Source organism: Limibacillus halophilus, from assembly GCF_014191775.1.
Classification (GTDB): domain Bacteria; phylum Pseudomonadota; class Alphaproteobacteria; order Kiloniellales; family CECT-8803; genus Limibacillus; species Limibacillus halophilus.
The window spans coordinates 26,166-48,252 of sequence record NZ_JACHXA010000001.1 but is presented as its reverse complement, the minus strand read 5'-3'; the positions used below and the strand labels follow the sequence as shown (position 1 = coordinate 48,252).

The window sequence follows — 22,087 nt, the reverse complement described above, 5'->3', positions numbered from 1 at the left end:
CATGAAGTTCACGCTTTCCTGGTTGAAGGATCACCTGGATACCGACGCCACGCTTGAGGATATCGTCAAAACTCTCTCGATGGTCGGCCTGGAGGTCGAGGGGGTCGAGGATCGCAGCGCCGAACTGGCGCCCTTTACGGTCGCGCGGGTGAAGGAAGCTAAACCTCACCCGGATGCCGACCGGTTGCGCGTTTGCATCGTGGAAACCATTCAGGGTGAGGTCCAGGTTGTCTGTGGCGCACCCAACGCGCGTACCGGCATGATCGGCGTTTTCGCACCCGCCGGCACGCATGTGCCAGGCACGGGTGTCGATCTCAAGAAGGGCGTGATTCGGGGCGTCGAATCCAATGGCATGCTCGTTTCCGAACGGGAAATGGGTTTGTCGGACGAGCACAGCGGCATTATCGAATTGCCCGAGAATGCACCCTTCGGTGCGCCCTTCGCCAAGGTCATGGGTCTCGACGATCCGGTGATCGACATAGCGATCACGCCGAACCGTGGTGATTGTCTGGGGGTGCGCGGTGTGGCGCGCGATCTGGCCGCCGCTGGCCTGGGGACCCTCAAGCCCCTGCAGGCGGCTTCCATCGGCGGCAGCTTCGAAAGTCCCATCAAATGGCGTCGCGATCTTCCAGCGGAGGCCGAGGACGCTTGTCCATATGTCGCAGGGCGCAGCTTCCGTGGCGTCAAGAACGGTTCCAGCCCCGCTTGGATGCAGCGTCGCCTCAAGGCGATTGGATTGCGTCCGATTTCCGCGCTGGTGGATATCACCAACTATGTGACCTTTGACCTTGGCCGCCCCTTGCACGTTTTTGACGCAGGCAAACTCAAGGGTGACCTCACCATGCGCTTGGCGCGTGGTGATGAGGAAATCCTGGCATTGGACGAGCGCAGCTATCGCCCTGATAGCGAGACGGTGGTTATCGCCGACGAGACCGGCGGCACGCTGGAGGGAATCGGCGGTATCATGGGCGGCGAGGCTTCCGGCTGTACGCTGGAAACGAGCGAGGTCTTTCTGGAGGTCGCGCTTTTTGATCCGGTAAGGGTCGCAACCTCCGGGCGGAGGCTGGGAATCCTGTCGGATGCGCGCTATCGCTTCGAGCGCGGTCTGGACCCACAGTCAGCCGACTGGGGTGTCCAGGTGGCGACCAAGTGGATCCTGGAGCTCTGCGGCGGCGAGGCGAGCCATCCGGTGAGTGCCGGGGCAATCCCCGATGTTTCCCGGAACATAAGCTTGCGGCCGGAGCGTCTTTCGACCCTCGGCGGATTGGATTTGCCGAAAGCCGAGCAGGCACGCATTTTGGGCGATCTTGGTTTCGAGGTATCCGACGACGGCGCCACGCTGATGGCGGCCGTGCCCTCCTGGCGGCCGGATATCGAAGGCGAAGCCTGCCTGGTCGAGGAGGTTCTGCGCATCCACGGATTTGACGCCATCCCAGTGGTGTCCCTGGCGCGCGATACGGATTTGCCCAAACCGGCGTTGGATCTGCTTGACCGTCGCACGAGCCTGGCCCGGACAGCGCTTGCCTGGCGCGGGCTCAATGAAACGGTGACCTTCTCTTTCATGCCGTCGAAGCTCGCCAAGCTCTTCCGGCCGGTGCCGGACAGCTTGATGCTGGTTAATCCGATTTCCAGCGACCTCGACGCTATGCGGCCGACTTTGATCGGCAACCTTGTCGAGGCTGCCGCCCGCAACAGTGACCGCGGCTTGACCGATGTCGCGCTGTTTGAGATCGGCGGGGCCTATCAGGGCGACAGTCCGGAGGATCAGCAAGAAGTCGCTGCCGGTCTGCGGTCCGGCCAGGCTGTCGGTCGCCATTGGAACATGACGTCACGGACTTTGGACGCCTTCGATGCCAAGGGCGATGCCCTTGCAGCGCTGGAAGCCTGCGGCGCGCCAACGGAGAATCTCCAAGTCACGGCCGATGCACCGGGTTGGTACCATCCGGGACGCTCCGGCAGCTTGCGGCTTGGACCGAAGGTTTTAGCGGTCTTTGGCGAGGTGCACCCAAGGATATTGAAGGCAGTCGGGTTGCGTGGTCCGGCCGTGGCGTTCGAGGTTTACCTGCAGGAAATACCGGTGCCAAAGAAGAGCACCAATCTGCGCCCGGCACTTGAGGCATCTGCGTTCCAGCCGGTTCGCCGCGACTTCGCCTTCGTGGTCGATGCGGACATTACCGCCGAGAAGCTGTTGCGCGCGGCAAGGGGTGCGGATCGTGCGCTGATCACCGAGGTCAAGCTGTTTGACCACTACGTCGGCAAGGGCGTGCCGGACGGCAGCAAGTCGCTGGCCATCGAGGTGACGCTGCAACCGCGCGACAAGACCTTGACGGATGCGGAAATCGAGGCGGTGTCCGCCAAGATCATCGCACAGGTCGGCAAGGCCACCGGCGGTACGCTGCGGGGATAGGAGCTAAAGTGCGGCCCTTTGCAGGTGCTTTACCTGGGTCACCGCGCATTTTCGGGCATAGGCTCTCCAGACGTTGCTTTGCGTTGCGTTCGGCCTTATGTTCCGGGGCGAATTTTCCTCGCATCTTTAAGAGGCTATACGGGCAGCGGGCATGACCGACCTGACGCACATACGCAACTTCGCGATCATCGCGCACATTGATCACGGTAAGTCGACGCTCGCCGACCGTCTGATCCAACGCTGCGAGGCGGTATCGCTGCGCGAGATGAAAGAGCAGTTGCTGGACTCGATGGATATCGAGCGCGAGCGCGGCATCACCATTAAGGCGCAGACGGTTCGTCTCAACTACAAGGCGCGCGACGGCCAGACCTATGTCTTGAACCTGATCGACACACCGGGTCACGTGGACTTCTCCTATGAGGTCAGCCGCTCGCTGAAAGCCTGTGAGGGATCGATCCTGCTGGTTGACGCCAGCCAGGGCGTCGAGGCGCAAACCCTGGCCAATGTTTATCTGGCGATCGAGCACGACCACGAGATTGTACCGGTTCTCAACAAGATTGACCTGCCGGCCGCCGAGCCCGAACGCATCAAGGAGCAGATAGAGGAGGTCATTGGGCTGGATACCAGCGAGACCGTGGCCATCTCCGCCAAGACCGGCATGGGGATCGACGATGTTCTGGAATCTCTGGTCAAGCGCCTGCCCTCTCCAAAAGGCGAACGCAATGCGCCGCTAAAGGCGCTGGTCATCGATTCCTGGTATGACAGTTATCTGGGCGTGGTTTCGATCCTGCGGATCATTGACGGGGTTCTAAAACCCGGCATGAAGGCCAGGTTCATGGGTTCACGCGCGCTCCACGACGTGCAGGAAGTCGGCGTCTTCGGACCGGCGCGCCGCAAATGCACTGACCTGGGGCCGGGCGAGATCGGCTATCTCGTTGCCGGGATCAAGGACATCAACGATGCCAAGGTCGGCGACACCGTCACAGACGAACGCAATCCCACGGACAAGCCGCTTTCAGGTTTCAAGCCCAGCGTGCCGGTGGTGTTTTGCGGCCTCTTTCCGGTTGACGCGGGCGAATACGAGAACCTGCGCGATGCGTTGGGTAAATTGGCCTTGAACGACTCATCCTTTGCCTTCGAGCCGGAAAGCTCAACGGCTCTGGGGTTTGGTTTCCGCTGCGGCTTCCTGGGCCTCTTGCACCTGGAGATCGTGCAGGAGAGGCTGGAGCGTGAGTTCAATCTGGATCTGATCACAACGGCTCCCAGCGTCGTCTATCGCCTTTCGATGACCGACGGTCGGACGGTCGAGCTTCATAATCCGGTGGATATGCCGGAGGTGACCCGGATCAACTCGATCGAGGAGCCTTGGATCCGCGCCACGATCTTGGTTCCCGACAATTACCTTGGTGCCGTCTTGAAGCTATGCGAGGAGCGGCGAGGCGAGCAGGTCGAACTCACCTATGCCGGCAGCCGGGCCATGGTGGTCTACAAGCTACCGCTGAACGAGGTGGTTTACGATTTCTACGACCGGCTTAAATCGGTGTCACGCGGCTACGCATCCTTCGATTACCACATGGAGGAGTACCGCGAGGGCGATCTCGTGAAAGTCACCGTCCTGGTTAATCAAGAGCCGGTGGAGGCGTTATCGATCATCGTCCACCGTGGTCAAGCTGAATCCCGGGGTCGGGCGCTTTGCGTTCGCCTCAAGGATTTGATCCCGCGCCAGCTCTTCAAGATTGCCGTGCAGGCAGCGATCGGCGGCAAGGTCGTCGCCCGCGAAACCATCTCCGCCATGCGCAAGGATGTGACCGCGAAGTGTTACGGCGGCGATATCAGCCGTAAGCGGAAACTGTTGGAAAAGCAGAAAGCGGGCAAGAAGCGTATGCGGCAGTTCGGTAACGTAGAGATTCCGCAATCCGCCTTCCTGGCGGCTTTGAAGATGGATGGCGATTGACCGCCGCTTTTGGGAGGCAGGGTCAACGCCGCCGGTGGCGGCGTCCTTTCCAGGTGACGAGCAGCAGCAGACCTCCTAACCCCAGCAGGGGCAGGAATGCCGGCAACTGAAGGATCGGGAAGATTATCCCCTCCCAAAGTGCCGGGTCTATGTAGCGTTCGACACCAGCCTGCAGACCGTTTAGCGAGCCGGGGTCTATCTGGAACCATAGGTCGCCGCCTGCGCGCAGCTTAACTTCTCCACCGGTGAGAACCGGCCACAAATCCCGGCCTAACAGAGCCGCGGCCAACAGCACGAACACCCATCCGATGAGCCGTAATACCTTTCGCATTGCATCTTCCCTTCCTCAGCCTCCTCAAGGTGCAGTTCCCAAATTTGGCGCCTAGCGGCTCATCGTTGCAGTCATAAGGCCGCTTTCGGGCGCTGCGGAGGCGTTTATAGAGCTTCACATATATACGCTTTTCGGCCCGGCCTGACATCCCTCACGCAAAGAGCGGTCCAAGACGCGCTTCTTCGATTGCATTGGCCTCACGGCTCGGTTAGGTTCTGCGCCGTTCCTGGATCGTTGCGATCAGCGGAGAGGTGGCCGAGAGGCTGAAGGCGCACGCTTGGAAAGCGTGTAGGCGGGAAACCGTCTCGTGGGTTCGAATCCCACCCTCTCCGCCACGCAGTCAGCCCCAACATTGTCGGTATCGTAGTGCGCTGAACTCTGCGCGTGATCTCAATGGCTTGTGGGGATAGTGAGCGGTGTGTTCGGTCACTTTCTCTGAGCAATGGCTGCTCTTCTGGGCGGCAAAGGACCGACTTTCTCTACGATGTCTTTTGGCGGTGCGCTTTGGCTTTGGGGGGGCCCCTGTTCCAGGCGGCGTTCAGGCCGGATTCCCTCGAGAATCAAAAGCCTTACGCTGGGTCGACCAGTCCAGCGGAATGCCCTGCTGGAGTTCCTGTTGCAGGAGGGTCGGTGAGGCGTCGCCGCGGAGAACCGCCTCGACGATGTCGGGGGCGAGGAAGGCCAGGTTCAGGATGCGCCGCGGAGTTGTCAGAGCAATTCGAACCTGTCTCAGTATGCCTCAGCAATGGCGAGCGTTAGAACGCGAGAAGGCCGCGCCACTCGGAGAGAGCGGCGGCGCGGTTTAGCTTGAATATAGTTCGAGAGGAAAGGCCGCGTTCTGAGTTGAAGAGATTATAGACGGCGGCATGGACGGCGGCGAATTGCTGCAAACTTCGCATTCGGCGGAACCTCAGCATTGCTCGCTCCCTTCGTCGGAAGGGCAGATGTGAATTCTCAGCACGATTGTTCATCCAACGGCCAGTATGCTGACGATCGATGTTGCCGATCTCTTTCATTGCGGCCCCATAGGACCGAAGCCGATCGGTTACGATAGCCTCGGGTCGTCCGTGTTTGCGCATTGCTTTCCTTAGGAATTTCAACGCAGCTTTCTTATCTCGTTTTTTCGTCACGAAGGATTCCAGGACTTCGCCCTCGTGATCCACGGCGCGCCATAGGTAATATATCTCGCCGTTGATCTTCACGAACACCTCGTCCAGGTGCCATCGCCAGAGGCTTGATCGCATGCTCTGGATCCGTCGCTTGCGGATCTCAGAGGCGAACACTGGGCCGAACCGCTGCCACCAAAAGCGCACCGTTTCGTGGCTGATATCGATCCCGCGCTCGTGAAGGAGATCCTCCACGTTCCGTAGTGAGAGTGGGAACCGAATGTACATCATGACCGCAAGGCGGATGATCTCGGGCGATGTCTTGAAGTATCGGAATGGGCTGCGTTTGCTCATGGCCGGACGCTACGAAATCGCCCGACCTTGCTCAAGGCGATTTGCTCTGACACTGCCGGGAGAGGTTATGGATTTCCTGGTTCAGAAGAGACGCAATGCCCGCGTCGCCAGGAAACTGATGAAGAAGCTGCTCAAGAAACAAGGTTTCGCGCCGAGCAGTATCGTGACGGATAGGTTGCGCTCCTATCAAAAAGCCTTCGTCGATCTTGGCCTGTCCGCACGGCATGATCGAGGACTTAGAGCCAACAATCGAGCTGAGAACTCCCATCAGCCCGTTCGACGACAAGAGCGAAGGCAACAAGGCTTCAAGTCACCAAGTTCCGCTCAACGCTTCCTATCCGTTCACGCCGCTACCTACAACACCTTCAATTGTCAGCGTCATTTCCTCAGTCGATCCAGCCACAAGATCCTTCGCAGCGAAGCATTCACGCTATGGAAGACGGCCTGCCAAGCTGTGTGAAGCCCGCAGTCACAGCGAGGTTCTTTGATCTTCGTGAGTTAATGTGTCAAAGCCCTCGTGGCTGATATCGATCCCACGCTCGTGCAACAGATCCTCGACGCTCCGGAGTGAAAGTGGAAACCGAATGTACATCATGACCGCAAGGCGGATGATCTCGGGGCTGGCCTTGAAATAGCGGAATGGGCTGCGTTTGGACATGGCCGGACGCTACGAAATCGCCCGACCTTGCTCAAGGCGATTTGCTCTGACACTGCCTGTCAACGGCCTCGCTATTGCTGAGACATACTGGGACAAGTTCGAATTGCTCTGACATCTCCCTCAGGCCAGCAAACCGCGTGCAATGATGGTTCGTTGAATTTCCGAGGATCCTTCGTAGATGCGGAATATCCGAAGGTCGCGCAGGTATCGTTCCAGCGGGAAATCGCGGGTATATCCGTATCCGCCATGGATTTGCAGCGCCCTGTCGGCAACGCGCCACGCCGCTTCAGTCGCATAAAGCTTGGCCAATGCGGACTCGGTCGAATAGCGCTGTCCCGTTCCGCGTTTGACAGCCGCCTGCATCGACAGCGCCCGGGCCGCAGCCAGTTCGGTGGCACTGTCGGCCAACATCCATTGCAGGCCCTGGAAGTCGGCGATCGGGTGGCCGCCGACCTTGCGCTCCTTGGCGTATGAAATCGCCGCCTGCAAGGCCGCGTGGGCGATGCCGGTCGCTTGCGCCGCCACCTCGATCCGCCCGTTGTCCAACACCTTCATTGCAGTGCGAAAGCCAGTGCCCTCGTCGCCAAGCCGGTTTGCTTCTGGCACCCAGCAATCAAAGGTGATGCCAAACACGTGGCCGCCCTTCAGGCCCATGGTACGCTCATTCGACGCGATATCGACACCAGCGATTATTTTCGGTTCGACGATAAAGGCGCTGACGCCCCGCGCACCGGCGCCTCTGTCGGTTTTTGCATAGACCACGATGAAATCCGCGGCCCCTGCATTAGAGATGAAACACTTGGACCCCTTGATCCGATATCCATCGCCTTCACGCACCGCGTAAGTCGTCATATCTGCCGGATTGGAGCCAGCCTGCGGTTCAGTCAGAGCAAATGCGCCAAGCTTTTTCCCCGCCGCGGCATCTGGCAAAAAGCGCGCCTGCAACTGCGCGTCGCCGCCCAGCAAAACCGAATCGGTTGCTAGGAAATGGGCGGTTAGCATCGAGGCAGTGGAGCCGCAGGCCCCGGCGATGGCTTCGACCGCAGCATACAGCGCCGGACCCGAAAGGCCGATACCTCCCATTTCTTCGGGCAGGTTGATGCCCAGTAGACCCATCTCAGCCATCGCGGGCAAATGGAGAGTGGCAAACATAGCCTCTTCATCCAGTTTTGCAGCCTGCGGCGCGAGTACTTCCGCGGAAAACCGCTCGATCTGGTCAATGACGGCAATCTCGTCCTCGGAAACAGGATAGTTCATTCGGTCTCTCCTTTGTCCAGGCCGCCCAGAATTTCCTCGGCATCGGCATTCAAACCCGGCGCAGCCTTACGGCCGCCGCGCGGCGCGTCACTGAAATGAACTGGTTGCTCCGGCACATTCAAGCGCCCAAGCACAGGATGTTCGACCTCGGATGCTAGCCCCCGCTCGACCGCCTGTGGCGATGCCCAAGCCTGCGCAACTGATTGGATTTCGGATGCGGGAATTCCAGCAGCAGATAGGCTGGAAACGATCTGATCAACGGTCTTAGCCCCGGCCCAGACTTCAATCCTCTCGGCAAGCGCAGGCTCGTTTTCGTGACGCAAAGCGTCTGAGGAGAACCGTGGGTCTTTTGCCAGTTCAGGCTGGCCAATCACCTCACAGAATGTTGCGAATAGGCGGTCATTCAAAACCGCCACGGCGAAATGCCCATCGCTTGCTGGATACGTACCAAACGGTGCCGAAAGCGAATGACGGTTGCCAGTGCGGGTCGGGGCGTCACCGCCCATCAAAGTGCGGCAGGCCAAAAGTGGCATCATCGAGGTCAACGCATCAAAGAGCGCAACATCCACATGCCGCCCCTTACCGGTTCGACTGCGGTCAAACAGCGCCACCATGGTGCCCCATGCAGCAAAAAGACCGCCCGCAACATCACCCAAAGCTTCGCCGATCATCGTTGGCGATCCGTCTGGTTCTCCGGTTACGTCCATCAATCCGCTCATTGCCTGAATGATAATGTCATAGGCTGGTTTGGCCGCGTTGGCGCCAGTTTGGCCAAAGCCTGAGACCGACACATAAACCAAAGATGGAAATTCAGCCCGCAAAGCGTCGGCGCCAAGTCCGAAATTTTCCATCACGCCAGGCCTGAAGTTCTCAACCAACACGTCCGTGTCACGCAAAAGATGCTTGACCTTAGATATGTCTCCATCTGACTTCAGATTCAGAGAAATCGAACGCTTTCCCCGGTTAATGGCTTGAAATAGTAAGCTTTCGTTCTGATTAAAGGGGCCGACATGGCGATAATCATCCCCATGGGCTGCCTCCACCTTGATCACGTCGGCTCCAAGATCGGCCATCAGTGCCGTGCAATAAGGGCCGGCGAGAACGCGGGTGAAATCCAGAACGCGCACACCATCGAGGGGCTTTAGGTTGCCGGATATTGGGTTCTGTTGCATTGGCATCTCCAGTATTGCTCACTGGAGGTTAGGGCAAATTGTGCTATAGTAAAAAATACTAAAAACTGATATCATAATAAATGAAACCTATAGCTATCACACTACGACAGATCGACTTTGTGATTGCAGCAGCCGATGGTGGCAGCACGGCCGCAGCTGCGCGCATTCTGAACGTCTCACAGCCGTCAGTGTCACTGGCGATAGCAAAAGTTGAGGGTTATCTTGGCCGTCCTTTGTTTGCGCGCACTTCCGGACAGGGAGTCGTTCCAACATCTTACGGGCTTCAAAAATTGGGAGAATTCCGAGCCTTGCGTGCGCAGGCTCAGCAAGTTCTCGATACTAGCGCTGCGACACAGGCAATTCTTGATCTGGGCGTATTTTCAACTCTCGGCCCGCGCTATGCGCCGTCTTTGGTTCGCAGATTCCAGGAGGCACATCCAAAGGCACATATTCGGCTCCACGAGGCAGATCTGGAAACCTTGTCGGGTTGGCTAGAGTCCGGGCAAATAGATGTCGCGTTGACTTATGATTTTGGTCCCCCGTCAAGTCTCAATATCACACCGCTTGCTGATGTGCGCCCCTATGGTCTTCTGCCAAGCACTCACCCCTTGGCAGGCCGTAAATCCGTAAGCATGGCCGAGTTGTTGCAGGACCCACTGATCCTGATGAATCTACCGCACAGTCGCGGGTATTTTCTGACACTGGCGCAAATGCATGGGATTAGTCCAAAGATTGCGTATGAAACCGGCTCGGTCGAAATGCTTCGGTCGATGGTCGCAAATAACTTGGGCGTCGGGCTTTTGGCGACCGATATTACCCATAACACTGCTTATGATGGGCAGCCCGTTATACGAATGCCTCTTGAGGGGAATCTCGCGCCGCATCACATTGCGCTGGCGAGATCAATGCGGTTGCGGTCAAGCGCTCTGGTGGATCAATTCTGCAGCTTTGCGGCTCAGTCCTTCAAAGCTTGATCTGCGGCGTTGACGCTCTAGCTCACGAAGGTCAAGGAACCGCCCCACTTTTCAGGTTTTCTGGGAACACTAGTCGCGTCCCTTGACAGTGATTCCTACATTATCAAGAGGCGTTATCTCCCCAGTTCGGGCGCCAGTGATGCGATCCGACCCAAAATCTCTGCCAGAAGGGAACGCAGGTGGGCGCTTTTCAACTCATCATATGTAAATGGTGGAGCTTCATTTTCTAAGTAGGTGGATTGCGCCAACTCCATCTGAATAGCGTGAATGCCATGAAGAGGTCGGCCATAGTGGCGCGTGGCCCAACCGCCCTTGAAGCGCCCATTGGTGGCAGTCGTCCCCCCTGTTGCTTTACAGATTGATTGCACCAAATCTTCGAGCCTTTCATCACAACTGCTGCTTGATGCGGTGCCAATGTTAAAGTCCGGTAATTTTCCGTCGAACAGATAAGGTATTTGAGATCGAATGGAGTGGCAGTCGTAAAGAATGGCAACGCCATGGCGCTTCTGCACCCGCTTTAATTCGACCTCCAACGCTGTATGATAGGGAGTGTGAAAGGCTGCTCGCCTTGCAGCTACTTCCGCAGCGTCGGGCGCGGTGCTCCAGATCGGCCGGCCGTCAAAATCCGTAACGGGCACCAGGCTAGTCGTATTTTGACCCGGATAGAGACTCTCGTTTTTTGGTGAGCGATTAGCATCAATCACATAACGATGAAAAGTTGCTCGCACTGTTGTCGCGCCGGGTAATAGACCGTGATAAAGGCGGTCGATGTGCCAATCAGTATCGGCGAGGGTTCGACCGCGGTCATTTAACTGTGCCTTGATGTGGCCTGGCAGCCATGTACCGCTATGCGGTATCCCCAATACGATCGGCCCGTCGCCGCGTGACACCTCGACAGGTTTCATCCCCCAAGCTCCGGCAAACTGAGGTCGTGGGTGAGGCGACCGTCGGCGATCATCGCCGCAGCACTGGCGATATCATCGGCCAAGTAGCGGTCTTCGGTAACGCGAGGCGCTTCGCTGCGCAGTCGCCCCATCACGCCCTGGAGCGTGGTGCTGGTGTTCAGCGGCGCGCGAAACTCGATGCCTTGAGCGGCGCACATGGCCTCCACGCCAAGAATGACGTTCAGGTTGGCGTTCATACGGTGCAGCCGCCGGGCGGCATGGGCGGCCATGCTGACGTGATCTTCCTGGTTGGCCGAAGTCGGGGTGGAATCGGTGGAGCAGGCGTGGGCTAGGTGCTTGTTCTCGCTCATCAGCGCCGCCGTCGTCACTTCGGCAATCATCAGACCCGAGTTGAGCCCCGGATCGGGTGTCAGAAACGGTGGCAGGTCGAAGCTGAGCGTCGGGTCCACCATCAAGGCGACGCGGCGCTGCGCAATGGCGCCGATCTCGGCCACCGCCAGCGCGATCTGGTCGGCCGCGAAAGCGACGGGTTCGGCATGAAAATTGCCGCCGGAGACGATCAGCCCTTCCTCGACGAGGACCAGTGGATTGTCGGTCACGGCATTGGCCTCGACCTCCAGAGTCCGGCCTGCGAAACGCAATAGGTCGATCGCAGCACCCGTTACCTGCGGTTGGCAGCGGATGCAGTAGGGGTCCTGGACCCGGGTATCACCTTCCCGGTGGCTTTCGCGAATCTCACTACCCGCCATCAAGGCCGTTTGCGCGCGGGCCACGTCGATCTGGCCCGGATGACCTCGTAACGTGTGGATCGCATCCACCAACGGAGCGGTGGAGCCCATGATGGCGTCGGTGGAAAGAGCCGCCGTGACGACTGAGGCGCGGGCGTTGGCCCAGGCGCCGAACAGGCCAACGAGCGCGCAGGCCGTCGAAAACTGGGTGCCGTTGATGAGCGCCAAACCTTCCTTCGGTCCGAGCACGATAGGCGTCAGTCCGGCGCGCTTAAGGGCCTCCGCCGCCGGGAGCTCCTCGCCGTCATGGGTTGCCCGGCCTTCACCCAGCATGGCCGCAGCCATGTGCGCCAGCGGTGCCAGATCACCGGAGGCGCCGACCGAACCTTGATCGGGGACGACGGGCATGACCCCTGCGGCCAGCATATCCTCCAGCAAGCGAACCGTCTCCCAAGCCACGCCCGAAGCGCCGCGTCCCAGGCTGAGGAGCTTCAGCGCCATCATCAGCCGTGTCGTCGCCTGGTCGAGCGCTTGGCCCACGCCGCAGCAGTGACTGAGGATCAAATTGCGTTGCAGCTTCGCCGTGTCCTTTGCCGCGATCTTGACGCTGGCAAGCTTGCCGAAGCCGGTGTTTACGCCATAGATAGCGGCATCGCCTGCCGCCGCGTCACGGACCAACTTGGCAGCGGCCTCAATGCCTGCGCGGGCCGATTCATCGAGCCGTATGGGGCCTGTCCCACGCCAGATCGCCTCCAGCGTCTCCAGTGTCGCCTGACCGGGCACGAGCGTGAGCGTCATGTGGTTCCTCCAAAAATACGGCTATGGAGCGGGTTAAACCCGATCCGATAAGAAAGCTCAGCCGGGTCGGCCACATTCCAAACGGCGAGGTCAGCGCGCTTGTCCGTCTCGATCGTGCCTACGTCATCTAAGCCAAGCGCTTGAGCAGCATTGCGGGTAACGCCAGCCAAAGCTTCTTCCGGCGTCATGCGAAAGAGTGTGCATCCCATGTTCATGACCAATAGAAGAGAAGTGAGCGGCGAGGATCCAGGATTGCAGTCGGTGGCGAGTGCCATCGGTACGCCGTGGGCTCGTAAGAATTCTATCGGCGGCGCTTTGGTTTCGCGAATGGTATAGAAGGCTCCGGGCAGTATTACGGCTACTGTGCCTGAGGCAGCCAGTGCTTTCACGTCGTCATCAGTTGCATGTTCCAGATGATCTGCAGAAAGCGCTCCATAGCGCGCCGCGAGCGCAGTGCCTCCGAAATGAGAAAGCTGTTCCGCATGCAGCTTTACAGGCAAGTTGAGTGCTTTTGCCTTATCGAATACCCGTCCGATTTGTGCGGTATCAAACGCTATGCCTTCGCAGAACCCATCTACCGCATCGACGAGTCCCTCCTGATGGGCAGCTTCGAGCGTTGGGATCGCGACTTCGTCTATATAGGCGTCCGCACGGCCTGCATACTCAGGTGGAATAGCGTGCGCTCCTAGAAAGCTCGTTATCACACGGACTGCGCGCCTCGCCATGATCGAACGCGCGGTGCGTAACATCTTCAGTTCTGTCTCTAGATCGAGCCCATAGCCGGATTTGATCTCGATCGTCGTCATACCTTCCGCGATCAGTGCATCGACTCGAGCGAGCGCTTCAACCAATAGGATCTCTTCTGGGGCAGCCCTCGTAGCCTTTACGGTTGAAACAATCCCGCCGCCAGCGCGTGAAACCTCTTCATAAGTAGCGCCTTCCAAGCGCATCTCGAATTCACGTGCACGGTTACCACCGAACACAGCATGCGTGTGGCAATCGATCAATGCGGGAGTGACCAGACGACCGCCAAGATCGCGAATTTCACCACCCTTCAGGTGACTGGGAAGATCAGCCACTGGCCCCACCCAGGTAATTGAATCTCCGGAGAGAACAATCGCTCCATTCTCTATGAGCCCGTAGCGGTTGGAGCCTGTCATCGTGGCAATTTTTGCGTTACTCAGCAGCACTGTGAAAAACCTTGTTTGATATGATTGTATATGATTTATGTATATACATAATAAATCTGTCAAGGTGGAAGTGAAATGACGACGATATGGGCCCGCCAGGCGCTGCTGGCAAAGGGTTGGGCGACGGATGTGGCTGTCAATATTGCTGCTAATGGGCGAATTGCGTCGGTATTGACTGGGCAGCCGATGTTCGGGACTCAGGTGGATGTACTAGTTCCTGCTCCGGCCAACTGCCATTCGCATGCCTTCCAACGAGCCTTGGCCGGTCTGACCGAAAAGCGCGGCCGGGATGTGAGCGACAGCTTCTGGACTTGGCGCAGCTTGATGTATCGCTTCTTGGACGGGATCACACCTGATCACCTGGAAGCCATCGCTGCATTTGTTCAAATGGAAATGCTAGAGGCGGGATTTGGTGCCAGTATCGAGTTCCACTATCTTCACCATCAACCGGACGGCACGCCTTATGCAGCCCTGGGCGAGATGTCCGAACGGATCGCAGCCGCCGCAGCCGCGAGCGGAATCGGTCTGACGCTATTGCCAGTGCACTATCAGTACGCGGGTTGTGGTCGTCGTCCGCTCGAAGTTAGACAGGGTCGATTTGGCAACGACCCCTCAAGGTTTGCACGTCTGTTAGAAGCGGCGGGAAATGGGCTGACCCATTTATCCTCAGACGCTGTATTGGGCGTGGCGCCACATTCACTGCGCGCAGTCGCTGCAGAAGATTTAGTAACTACGGCGTCTTTGGCTGGGGCCGGGCCTATCCATATGCACTTGGCCGAGCAACAGGCCGAAGTCGATGAAGTTTTGGCTGCCTATGGCGCCCGGCCGGTGGAATGGGTACTTGATCATCTGGATATCGACCCGCGCTGGTGTCTAATTCATTGCACTCAGATGCAGCCCCATGAAATTGAAGGGTTGGCCCGAACAGGGGCAGTCGCCGGTCTTTGTCCGCTGACGGAGGCGAGCTTAGGCGATGGTATTTTCGACGCGGTGCGATGGTTTGATTCAAGAGGCGCTATCGCAATTGGGTCGGATAGCAACATTCGTATTTCGCTGGCCGAGGAGTTGCGTCAACTCGATACGTCACAGAGGCTTCGCGACCATACACGCGCAGCTTTGGCCAGCGCCGAACAATCCACGGGGCGGCGAATTTTCGAGGCGGCTGCCAAGGGGGGCGCGCAAGCGGCGGGGCGTGGTAGCGGAACAATCGCCCAGGGCGAATGGGCCGACTTGTTGGCACTGGATATGCGGCACCCAGATCTCGAGGGATTGCAGGGCGACACCGTGCTCGACAGTTTCGCCTTTGCGGGCGGCAACGACATGCGGCGTGATGTATGGTCCGCAGGCCGGCATTTGGTGCGCGATGGACGCCACGTGGCAAAGGAATCGATTACAGCCGCCTATCGCGCTGCGGTGAAGTCGCTGCGGGAAGGATTGTGACTTCAGGTCGAAGAATCTGCATCCTGCCTCATCATCCGATCAACCAGACAACGACAGTAACATTCAGCATCACCGCTCGACAGGGCAGGTGTGTTAAAGCGCACTGCGAAAGGCTTTACCACGAAAGCCGAATTGCTCGGACAGATCATTTGCAACGGACAGTGTCGAGGTGAGAACCGCGGCTTGGCGATCCTGGTCGAATCGGTACGCTGGAATGGTGACGGTCAGGGCACCTACCAGGCTTCCGTCGAGATCGCACACAGCCGCGCTTACCGCGCAGACATCTAAAGCGAACTCACCATGGTTAACCGCATATCCCCTTGCCCGTATCTCTTGCAACTGCTGGCGTATAATTCTGGGGTCGACCACGGTGCGGTCGGTGTATTTCTCGAGCGGTTGCGAGAGGACATGCTCTACGACCTCGGGCGGTTCAAAAGCTAAAAGCACCTTGCCAGATGCCGTGCAATGGGCCGGATTTGTCTGTCCAGGCGAAGCAAAATGGGTAATTGCATTCGATCCAAGCGCCTGCGCAATGCTCACCGACTCGCTTCCACTCCATACACTGAGATTAACAGTTTCCCCGGTACGCTCTGCCAGTTCTTCCAGACTTGGCCGTACCCGAGTTGACAACCCAAGATCGCGCATCAGCGGCGCGGCGATTGCCAACAGCCCTAACCCAAGGCGTATCCCGCCATCTCGACCCTTCTGCAGTAATCGCTCTTGTTCCAGCGAAGCAATGAGGCGGGAAACCGAGCTCTTGTCGAGACCGACTTGGCGAGCAACCTCGTTCACGCCGATAGGGTCGGATGATTTAGACACACAGCGCAGGATATCTGTCAGGTGTTTAACTGCGTGTACCGTCCGCGCGCTCTTTTCTGGGGATGGATTTCTTTTCAAAGCCTCAACCTTTCCACGGATTTTTTATTGACAGCAGTGGCGTCAACAAAGGATAGTATATTTAACCAACAGCGTTGGCAACACGCCAACACACTTTTTTCACTGAGGAAGATATGCCGGCTTTTGAGACTTTTCGACAACTTGTGGAAGTTATGCAGCGCAGTGGGGAGGTGGCTTTCGTTGACCGCTCGGTCGATCCACGTCATGAACTGACGGCTGTCATGCGTCGCATGCAGAAGGGTCCGAACCGGCCACTTCTGTTCCGCGATGTTAAGGGTTCTGACATTCCGGTCATCACTAATGTCTTCGGTTTTCGTAAGACTGTCGCTCAATCACTCGGTTTAGCCGAAAGCGATCTCCTGCGCACAATGGTGTCATTGGAAGCTAAGGGATTGCCTGTTGAGCATGTTGACGTGGCTCCAGTGCAGGAAGTTGTGAAGATTGGTGACGGCATCGATGTCGCCCGAGACCTCCCACAGATCGTTTTCTCCGAACATGACGGCGGAGCCTATATTACCGCCGGTATATTGGTGGCGCCGCATCCTGAGACCGGCGCATACAATGCGTCTTGGAACAGATGTCAACTTGCGGGAGGCAACAAGCTGCGCGTCAGGATGATGCCGCCTCAGCATCTTGGGCGCTATCACGCCGAGGCCGAGGCACAGGGGAAGAACCTACCTTGTGCTATCGTCATTGGCGCGCCTCCGGGCCTGATGTTCTCCGCCGCATCCAAGGTGCCCTATGAGGCCGACGAACTTGAAGTGGCGGGCGCATGGCAGGGTAAATCACTGCGCGTGACCCGCTGCAAGACAATCCCTGTCGATGTTCCAGCCGACGCCGAGATTGTGATTGAGGGCGAGGTTGTCGCCGGTGTTCGCGAGGACGAAGGCCCCTTTGGAGAATTCACTGACGGATATGTTCCCGTCATGAAAAATCATGTTTTCAGGGTCACTGCAATCACGCGGCGGCGTGATGCGATGTACCACGCTATCCTTGCCGGGGGCACTGAAGATCTGAACCTCGTTGGCGTACCGATTCAGGCGGAGATTTATAAGAAGGTCTCCAGCTTCGTCCCGAAAATCCGTGATATCGCCACGCCTGGCTACGTGTTCGGATGCGTCATCTCCATCGACAAGCAGAATGAAGATCAGGCCAAGAATGCCATGTTGGCGGCTCTAGGCGGGTACTCTTGGACCAAAGTGGTGGTGGTGGTGGACAAGGACGTCGACCCCTTCGATGCAGCGGATGTTCTCTGGGCAATCCAGACCCGCTGCACGCCAGAGACCGGCATCTACGTCGTGCCTCGTGTTCCAAGTTACACACGTGAGGACGTTCGAGACGTGCACCGGGGCAAAGTCGGTATTGACGCCACCGCGCCAATTGTCATGCAGCAACTTTTTGAGCGCCGCCGGTTTCCCGGTGAAGCGGAAATCCGGTTGGAGGACTATATAAATGCAGACCACAATTCTTGACCCAAAACGTATCGGCGATGCGATCGATCATCTTGTCACCGCCCCTATTTCCAACTGGACAATTCTCAAAGGCCTGCCGCTGGCCAAGCTTCATGCCGCCGCGCGCGAATTGGCGGGTGGATCGGTAACTCTGTCTGCGGCGAATCTCCTGAAGGAAAAGGTATCCCGTGGCGACCGGGTGCTGGTTTTGAGTGGGTTCATCATGCGCGATTATGGCTTGCCGGAAACCGATGGGCCGATTGGCGCCGCGGTGATGGCCCGCGCCTTGTCGGTTGGGCTTGGGGCAGTTCCGATCGGCATTTCAGAAGACTCGATTGTCCCTTGTATGGAAGCCTGTTTCTCTGCGGCGGGATTAGTGCCAGCCACGGACGACCAACTGGATTCCGGGCGTCACCGTTACGGACTCTCGGGTTTTCCGGTTGATGAAGCCGAGGCAGTCCGCGCCGCAAAGGAGTTACTTGACCGACACAAGCCCAAAGCCCTGATTGCGATTGAGCGGCCAGGCGCCGGCGAGGACGGTCACTATCACGGCGGCGGTGGCTTTGAGATTTCATCCTTCACCGCAAAGACCGATATTCTGTTCTCTGAAGCACGGAAGGCCGGGATTCCGACAATCGGTGTCGGCGATCTCGGAAACGAGCTCGGTATGGGGGCGGTTGCTGGCATTGTCGCAACTGACGTTCCCCTTGGCGATGTGATCGCGGCACGCCAGGAAGCGGATATCACAGTCGTCGCCAACATTTCGAATTGGGGTGCATACGGTATTGCCGCTTGCCTTGCCGCTTTGGTAGGCAACAGCGACGCGTTCCACGACGGAGAGCATGAAAAACGTTTGATCGAGGCTTGTGTGCGAGCCGGTGCGATTGATCCCGTTGGCGGGCAACACAGGCTTTATGTGGATGGCACCGATGCGCACGCCAACGCGTGTCTAGTTGACTTACTGCGCTCAATCGTCCTGCTCAGCCAGCGCGAAGGCGCGAACATCAGCGGATATCAGAACTCATGGCAGACGAAGTGACACAAATGCGGGTTCGACCAGCAGGTCGTCGCGTCGGGATGATCGTGCCTTCCGTCAACGCGGTGGTCGAGCCTGATTTCGCCTGGATAGCGCCTGCAGGGCTCACTTTCCATACGACACGGGTGCCGCTTACTTCGACCACGCCTGAGGGGCTCCGCGCGATGAACGAGTGTGTCGAGTCGGCGGCTTCGTTGCTTGCTGACCTATCGCCTGACGTCATTGCGTTCGCCTGTACGAGTGGCAGCTTTGTTGACGGCGAAGCTGGACTGCAAAACCAGGTTGATCGAATTGCCAGTATTGCAGGGTGTCCTGTGGTCGCCACATCGCGCGCGATCATTGATGCGTTTTGCCACTTGGGCGTGACGAAACTTGCACTTGCAACACCATACCGTGACGAGATCAATGAGGCCGAGCGATCATTCTTCGCCAGCCACGGAATCGATGTCCGTTCGGTTGTGGGACTGGGCCTTTCGGGATCAGCGATCCGCGAAGTGCCTACTGAAGAAATCGTCCAGCTCGCGCATCAAGCCGACACGCCCGACAGCGAAGCGCTGTTTCTGAGCTGCACCGACCTTCGCGCACTAGAAGTGATTGGCAGACTGGAACGGGAGCTTGGGAAACCGGTGCTCAGCAGCAACCAAGTCACACTTTGGGCAATTCTACGGGCGTTGGGCGCGCCCACAATTCACCCAGGATTTGGCAAGGTGCTATCATCATGACTCTTAACAGTCAGAGTAGAGAGCTCGCCTCGCTGCGCCTATACGAGGCTGAGACGTCGGTAGAGACCATTGCCTTACGGTACGGGCTTGAGGCGTCAGCGGTCATCGACTTCTCGCTAAACGTCAATCCACTTGGTTCGCCACCCTCGGCAATCGCCGCCGCAAGTGCAGCGCTAGAACGGTCAAACCTTTATCCTGATATCAATTTCCAGCGACTCCGGAGTGCGTTGGCGGCACGGCACGAGCTGTCGGAAGAGTGCTTGTTTTTTGGAGCGGGGTTGGATGATGTCATTAAGCTGCTACTCCAGGCTTGGACTAGCGAAGGTGATAAGGTCCTAATCCACATTCCAACCTTTCCCCGCTATGAGCTCGAAGCACGGCTTAGAGGTTGTACCCTTGTCGTTGTCGAGAATGATCCACCAGAGGAAATAAGTACGGCAGCAATCGCACGTGAATTGACCGCTTCCGATATTGCGCTTGCTTTTATCTGTACGCCTAACAACCCGACGGGCGCGACTGTATCGAATGACGACATCGAACGAATGGCTAGGCGTCACCCCGATACCATTTTTATCATCGACGAAGCGTTGATCTACCCCTCCGAGGATGGCGCAATGCCTCTCGCCCGCAAACACGATAACATCGTGGTGTTGCGTACTTTCTCAAAGTATTTCGGATTGGCCGGACTTCGAATCGGATATGCGGTTGCCCCGTCTTCGCTGGTCCGAGTGGCAGAAGTAGGCCGGCCACCATTCAATATGGCCGCATCAGCGGTGTGCGCTGCTGCGGCCGCGCTTGCGGACACTACCTTCCTGCCAGCCTGCAAAGCCCAATTCCGCAATGAAGTCGCTTGGTTTCTGGAAAGGGTCGCGTCCATCCCCAGGTTGTCGATCAGGGGCGGCAACGCAAACATGCTGCTACTGGACATTGGCGACCGTGATCCAGGAGTTGCCGCGGCCGAGCTGGCAGCCAATGGGATCGTCGTTGCGGATGCAACTTCCTTCCGTGGGCTTGAGAAACATAACGTGCTCCGCGTCTCGCTACGCGGACACGCTGAGAACCTCAAATTGATCTCAGCATTGGAGGCGCTTCAATGACATCCGAGGCCCCAAACAAATCGAATTCTAGATGGTGGCGTTGGCCGTCGTCTCTGGATAGCACGCTTCTGGCATTGGGATTGCTTCTGTTATGGGAAGCCGTTGTGAGAATTGGCGAGGTGCCAAGCTATTTGCTGCCCCCACCCTCGGCCATCTTTGTGCGCATCGTTGCGGATCACAGCTTACTGCTGATGCACACTTTGGTAACCGCAAATGAGGTAGTGGTTGGGTTTGCGCTGGCTATCGTCGTCAGCATTCCACTAGCAGCAATCTTAGCCCAATTCCGTACGCTGGAGCGGGCGCTTTATCCCATTCTAGTCGCGTCTCAGACGATTCCGAAGGTCGCAATTGCCCCGCTTATCGTTGTTTGGTTCGGCTTCGGCCTTTTTCCGAAGATTGTGATCGCATTCCTGATCTGTTTCTTCCCAATCGTCATTGATTCGCTAATAGGGTTCCGCTCGACGCCTAAAGAGGTGATCTGGCTGGCGCGGTCAATGGGGGCCCCACGGCGGAAAATATTTCTCAACTTTCAGCTGCCCGGCGCCCTTCCAAATATTTTCGCTGGGCTGAAAGTCGCCAGCACACTGGCGGTGGTCGGTGCCGTGGTTGGTGAGTTCGTAGCCGCAGACAGTGGGCTTGGTTACCAACTTATCGTCGCGAACGGGACGCTGGACGTAGGCCTTTCATTCGCAATTCTCGTCGTGCTGAGCCTTGTCGGGATAGCGCTGTTCGCAGTGGTCGATCTTGCCGAACGTTTACTGCTCCCGTGGCATGTCTCACACCGCACCTCTGGCCACGGCAAGGAGAAAAGCTGATGGCTGATACGCTCCAATTCCAGAATGTCAGTAAATCCTATCACACCTCGAGCGGTCCGATTGAAGCACTGCGAGATTTCAGCCTGCAAATTGCAGAGGGTGAATTCATTTCCATTGTAGGTCCAAGTGGGTGCGGTAAAAGCACGCTCTTGTCTATGGCGTCTGGGCTGGCATTTCCGACCAATGGAACGATTTTAGCCAATGGCAATGAAATCACAAAGCCCGTGACTGAGTTGGGCATTGTGTTCCAGACGGATGTTCTCCTGGATTGGCGCAGCGTGCTTGACAATGTGCTCATCCAGCCAGAAATGCGCGGGCTTGACCGCAAAGCTTATGAGGACCGAGCGCGTTCTCTATTGGATAAAGTCGGTCTAGGTGGATTCGAGAAAAAGTTTCCTTACGAGCTGTCAGGTGGCATGCGCCAGCGTGTCTCCATATGCCGGGCGTTGATTCACGAACCACCGATCCTGTTGATGGATGAACCATTTGGTGCACTCGATGCACTGACTCGTGAACAGATGGTGATGGAGCTTCACCAAATCTGGCTCGAAACACAGAAAAGCGTGATCTTCATCACGCACGATATCCAGGAAGCCGTCCTTCTGGCGGACCGCGTCGTAGTGATGACGCCGCGTCCGGGGCGTATTGCCGAAATTATCAAAACCGACCTGCCACATCCCAGGCGGCCTGGAACGATGGAATCCCAGCAGTTTGTGAACACAGTGGCGCGAGTGCGTCATCTGTTCGAGCAACATGGGGTTCTGAAAGCGTACTAACAATTAGCGAATAGGAGAG

18 protein-coding genes, 1 tRNA gene and 2 pseudogenes are annotated in these 22,087 nt (G+C 57.7%); 12 read left to right on the top strand and 9 right to left on the bottom strand.

Annotated elements, in window-relative coordinates; all coding sequences use genetic code 11:
• Position 1: 1 nt before the first annotated feature.
• Together pheT and lepA are read left to right on the top strand one after the other, a co-directional pair.
• Entirely contained in the window at positions 2–2,407 is a 2,406-nt protein-coding gene (pheT, locus tag FHR98_RS00225; protein ID WP_183414599.1) for a phenylalanine--tRNA ligase subunit beta, read from the top strand.
• 151 nt (positions 2,408–2,558) lie between these two features.
• The gene (gene lepA / locus FHR98_RS00220; protein WP_183414598.1) at positions 2,559–4,361 is read left to right on the top strand and encodes a translation elongation factor 4; all 1,803 of its coding nucleotides are present in this window, start codon (positions 2,559–2,561) and stop codon (positions 4,359–4,361) included.
• 22 nt (positions 4,362–4,383) lie between these two features.
• On the opposite strand, the gene FHR98_RS00215 is transcribed toward lepA, so the two are convergent.
• The gene (locus FHR98_RS00215; RefSeq protein WP_183414597.1) at positions 4,384–4,692 is read right to left on the bottom strand and encodes a hypothetical protein; all 309 of its coding nucleotides are present in this window, start codon (positions 4,690–4,692) and stop codon (positions 4,384–4,386) included.
• 245 nt (positions 4,693–4,937) lie between these two features.
• On the opposite strand from FHR98_RS00215, the gene FHR98_RS00210 reads away from it, so the two are divergent.
• Positions 4,938–5,027: transfer RNA gene (locus tag FHR98_RS00210), tRNA-Ser, on the top strand.
• Between the two features lie 420 nt (positions 5,028–5,447).
• Here the strand turns inward: FHR98_RS00210 and FHR98_RS00205 are convergent.
• Entirely contained in the window at positions 5,448–6,152 is a 705-nt protein-coding gene (locus FHR98_RS00205; protein WP_183414596.1) for an IS6 family transposase, read from the bottom strand.
• Positions 6,153–6,195: 43 nt separating this feature from the next.
• Here FHR98_RS00205 and FHR98_RS00200 point away from each other — a divergent pair.
• Positions 6,196–6,612 (top strand): annotated as a pseudogene (locus FHR98_RS00200) (DDE-type integrase/transposase/recombinase); the annotation flags it as partial.
• A gap of 54 nt (positions 6,613–6,666) precedes the next feature.
• Here FHR98_RS00200 and FHR98_RS00195 read toward each other — a convergent pair.
• The 3 genes and pseudogenes from FHR98_RS00195 to FHR98_RS00185 form a co-directional block, all read right to left on the bottom strand.
• Positions 6,667–6,810, bottom strand: a pseudogene (locus FHR98_RS00195) (IS6 family transposase); the annotation flags it as partial.
• Between the two features lie 120 nt (positions 6,811–6,930).
• Entirely contained in the window at positions 6,931–8,067 is a 1,137-nt protein-coding gene (locus FHR98_RS00190) for an acyl-CoA dehydrogenase family protein (RefSeq protein WP_183414594.1), read from the bottom strand.
• The gene (locus FHR98_RS00185) at positions 8,064–9,239 is read right to left on the bottom strand and encodes a CaiB/BaiF CoA transferase family protein (protein ID WP_183414593.1); all 1,176 of its coding nucleotides are present in this window, start codon (positions 9,237–9,239) and stop codon (positions 8,064–8,066) included. Before FHR98_RS00185 ends, FHR98_RS00190 begins: the two co-directional genes overlap by 4 nt.
• Before the next feature lie 80 nt (positions 9,240–9,319).
• On the opposite strand from FHR98_RS00185, the gene FHR98_RS00180 reads away from it, so the two are divergent.
• Complete coding sequence (locus FHR98_RS00180; RefSeq protein WP_183414592.1) at positions 9,320–10,213, top strand: LysR family transcriptional regulator; 894 nt, start codon at positions 9,320–9,322, stop codon at positions 10,211–10,213.
• A 113-nt stretch (positions 10,214–10,326) separates the two neighbouring features.
• Here the strand turns inward: FHR98_RS00180 and hutG are convergent, their stop codons facing one another.
• The 3 genes from hutG to hutI are packed head-to-tail and all read right to left on the bottom strand — an operon-like array spanning position 10,327 to position 13,804.
• A complete protein-coding gene (gene hutG, locus FHR98_RS00175; RefSeq protein ID WP_183414591.1) occupies positions 10,327–11,118 on the bottom strand; it encodes an N-formylglutamate deformylase in 792 nt (263 codons plus the stop codon).
• Positions 11,115–12,644 (bottom strand): histidine ammonia-lyase, encoded by a 1,530-nt coding sequence (gene hutH / locus FHR98_RS00170; RefSeq protein ID WP_183414590.1) that lies wholly within the window; start codon positions 12,642–12,644, stop codon positions 11,115–11,117. Before hutH ends, hutG begins: the two co-directional genes overlap by 4 nt.
• Positions 12,641–13,804: an imidazolonepropionase gene (gene hutI / locus FHR98_RS00165; protein ID WP_221205688.1), complete on the bottom strand. Its 1,164-nt coding sequence runs from the start codon at positions 13,802–13,804 to the stop codon at positions 12,641–12,643. The genes hutH and hutI overlap by 4 nt, the downstream gene beginning before the upstream one ends.
• A 105-nt stretch (positions 13,805–13,909) precedes the next feature.
• On the opposite strand from hutI, the gene FHR98_RS00160 reads away from it, so the two are divergent.
• On the top strand, positions 13,910–15,274 hold the full coding sequence (locus tag FHR98_RS00160) for a formimidoylglutamate deiminase (RefSeq protein WP_183414588.1): 1,365 nt from the start codon (positions 13,910–13,912) through the stop codon (positions 15,272–15,274).
• A gap of 93 nt (positions 15,275–15,367) precedes the next feature.
• Here FHR98_RS00160 and FHR98_RS00155 read toward each other — a convergent pair whose 3' ends face one another.
• Positions 15,368–16,171 (bottom strand): IclR family transcriptional regulator, encoded by an 804-nt coding sequence (locus tag FHR98_RS00155; protein ID WP_221205652.1) that lies wholly within the window; start codon positions 16,169–16,171, stop codon positions 15,368–15,370.
• 113 nt (positions 16,172–16,284) lie between these two features.
• Between FHR98_RS00155 and FHR98_RS00150 the strand changes: the two genes are divergently transcribed.
• The 6 genes from FHR98_RS00150 to FHR98_RS00125 are packed head-to-tail and all read left to right on the top strand — an operon-like array spanning position 16,285 to position 22,068.
• On the top strand, positions 16,285–17,643 hold the full coding sequence (locus tag FHR98_RS00150; protein ID WP_281369905.1) for a UbiD family decarboxylase: 1,359 nt from the start codon (positions 16,285–16,287) through the stop codon (positions 17,641–17,643).
• On the top strand, positions 17,624–18,661 hold the full coding sequence (locus tag FHR98_RS00145; RefSeq protein WP_183414585.1) for a DUF4392 domain-containing protein: 1,038 nt from the start codon (positions 17,624–17,626) through the stop codon (positions 18,659–18,661). Before FHR98_RS00150 ends, FHR98_RS00145 begins: the two co-directional genes overlap by 20 nt.
• Positions 18,646–19,380 (top strand): maleate cis-trans isomerase family protein, encoded by a 735-nt coding sequence (locus tag FHR98_RS00140; RefSeq protein ID WP_183414584.1) that lies wholly within the window; start codon positions 18,646–18,648, stop codon positions 19,378–19,380. Before FHR98_RS00145 ends, FHR98_RS00140 begins: the two co-directional genes overlap by 16 nt.
• Positions 19,377–20,477 (top strand): pyridoxal phosphate-dependent aminotransferase, encoded by a 1,101-nt coding sequence (locus FHR98_RS00135; protein ID WP_183414583.1) that lies wholly within the window; start codon positions 19,377–19,379, stop codon positions 20,475–20,477. The genes FHR98_RS00140 and FHR98_RS00135 overlap by 4 nt, the downstream gene beginning before the upstream one ends.
• Positions 20,474–21,292 carry an ABC transporter permease gene (locus FHR98_RS00130; RefSeq protein ID WP_183414582.1) on the top strand — a complete coding sequence of 273 codons (819 nt, stop codon included), beginning with the start codon at positions 20,474–20,476 and terminating at the stop codon, positions 21,290–21,292. The genes FHR98_RS00135 and FHR98_RS00130 overlap by 4 nt, the downstream gene beginning before the upstream one ends.
• On the top strand, positions 21,292–22,068 hold the full coding sequence (locus FHR98_RS00125) for an ABC transporter ATP-binding protein (protein ID WP_183414581.1): 777 nt from the start codon (positions 21,292–21,294) through the stop codon (positions 22,066–22,068). Before FHR98_RS00130 ends, FHR98_RS00125 begins: the two co-directional genes overlap by 1 nt.
• Positions 22,069–22,087 lie beyond the last annotated feature (19 nt).

Bases quoted from the DNA above. Each gene is read 5' to 3' on its own strand.
- FHR98_RS00150 (WP_281369905.1), top strand. From the start codon at position 16,285: ATGCCGGCTTTTGAGACTTTTCGACAACTTGTGGAAGTTATGCAGCGC.
- FHR98_RS00160 (WP_183414588.1), top strand. From the start codon at position 13,910: ATGACGACGATATGGGCCCGCCAGGCGCTGCTGGCAAAGGGTTGGGCG.
- FHR98_RS00190 (WP_183414594.1), bottom strand. From the start codon at position 8,067: ATGAACTATCCTGTTTCCGAGGACGAGATTGCCGTCATTGACCAGATC.
- lepA (WP_183414598.1), top strand. From the start codon at position 2,559: ATGACCGACCTGACGCACATACGCAACTTCGCGATCATCGCGCACATT.
- hutG (WP_183414591.1), bottom strand. From the start codon at position 11,118: ATGAAACCTGTCGAGGTGTCACGCGGCGACGGGCCGATCGTATTGGGG.
- FHR98_RS00125 (WP_183414581.1), top strand. From the start codon at position 21,292: ATGGCTGATACGCTCCAATTCCAGAATGTCAGTAAATCCTATCACACC.
- FHR98_RS00180 (WP_183414592.1), top strand. From the start codon at position 9,320: ATGAAACCTATAGCTATCACACTACGACAGATCGACTTTGTGATTGCA.
- FHR98_RS00215 (WP_183414597.1), bottom strand. From the start codon at position 4,692: ATGCGAAAGGTATTACGGCTCATCGGATGGGTGTTCGTGCTGTTGGCC.
- hutI (WP_221205688.1), bottom strand. From the start codon at position 13,804: ATGACAGGCTCCAACCGCTACGGGCTCATAGAGAATGGAGCGATTGTT.
- hutH (WP_183414590.1), bottom strand. From the start codon at position 12,644: ATGACGCTCACGCTCGTGCCCGGTCAGGCGACACTGGAGACGCTGGAG.
- FHR98_RS00145 (WP_183414585.1), top strand. From the start codon at position 17,624: ATGCAGACCACAATTCTTGACCCAAAACGTATCGGCGATGCGATCGAT.
- FHR98_RS00130 (WP_183414582.1), top strand. From the start codon at position 20,474: ATGACATCCGAGGCCCCAAACAAATCGAATTCTAGATGGTGGCGTTGG.
- FHR98_RS00185 (WP_183414593.1), bottom strand. From the start codon at position 9,239: ATGCAACAGAACCCAATATCCGGCAACCTAAAGCCCCTCGATGGTGTG.
- FHR98_RS00140 (WP_183414584.1), top strand. From the start codon at position 18,646: ATGGCAGACGAAGTGACACAAATGCGGGTTCGACCAGCAGGTCGTCGC.
- pheT (WP_183414599.1), top strand. From the start codon at position 2: ATGAAGTTCACGCTTTCCTGGTTGAAGGATCACCTGGATACCGACGCC.
- FHR98_RS00205 (WP_183414596.1), bottom strand. From the start codon at position 6,152: ATGAGCAAACGCAGCCCATTCCGATACTTCAAGACATCGCCCGAGATC.
- FHR98_RS00135 (WP_183414583.1), top strand. From the start codon at position 19,377: ATGACTCTTAACAGTCAGAGTAGAGAGCTCGCCTCGCTGCGCCTATAC.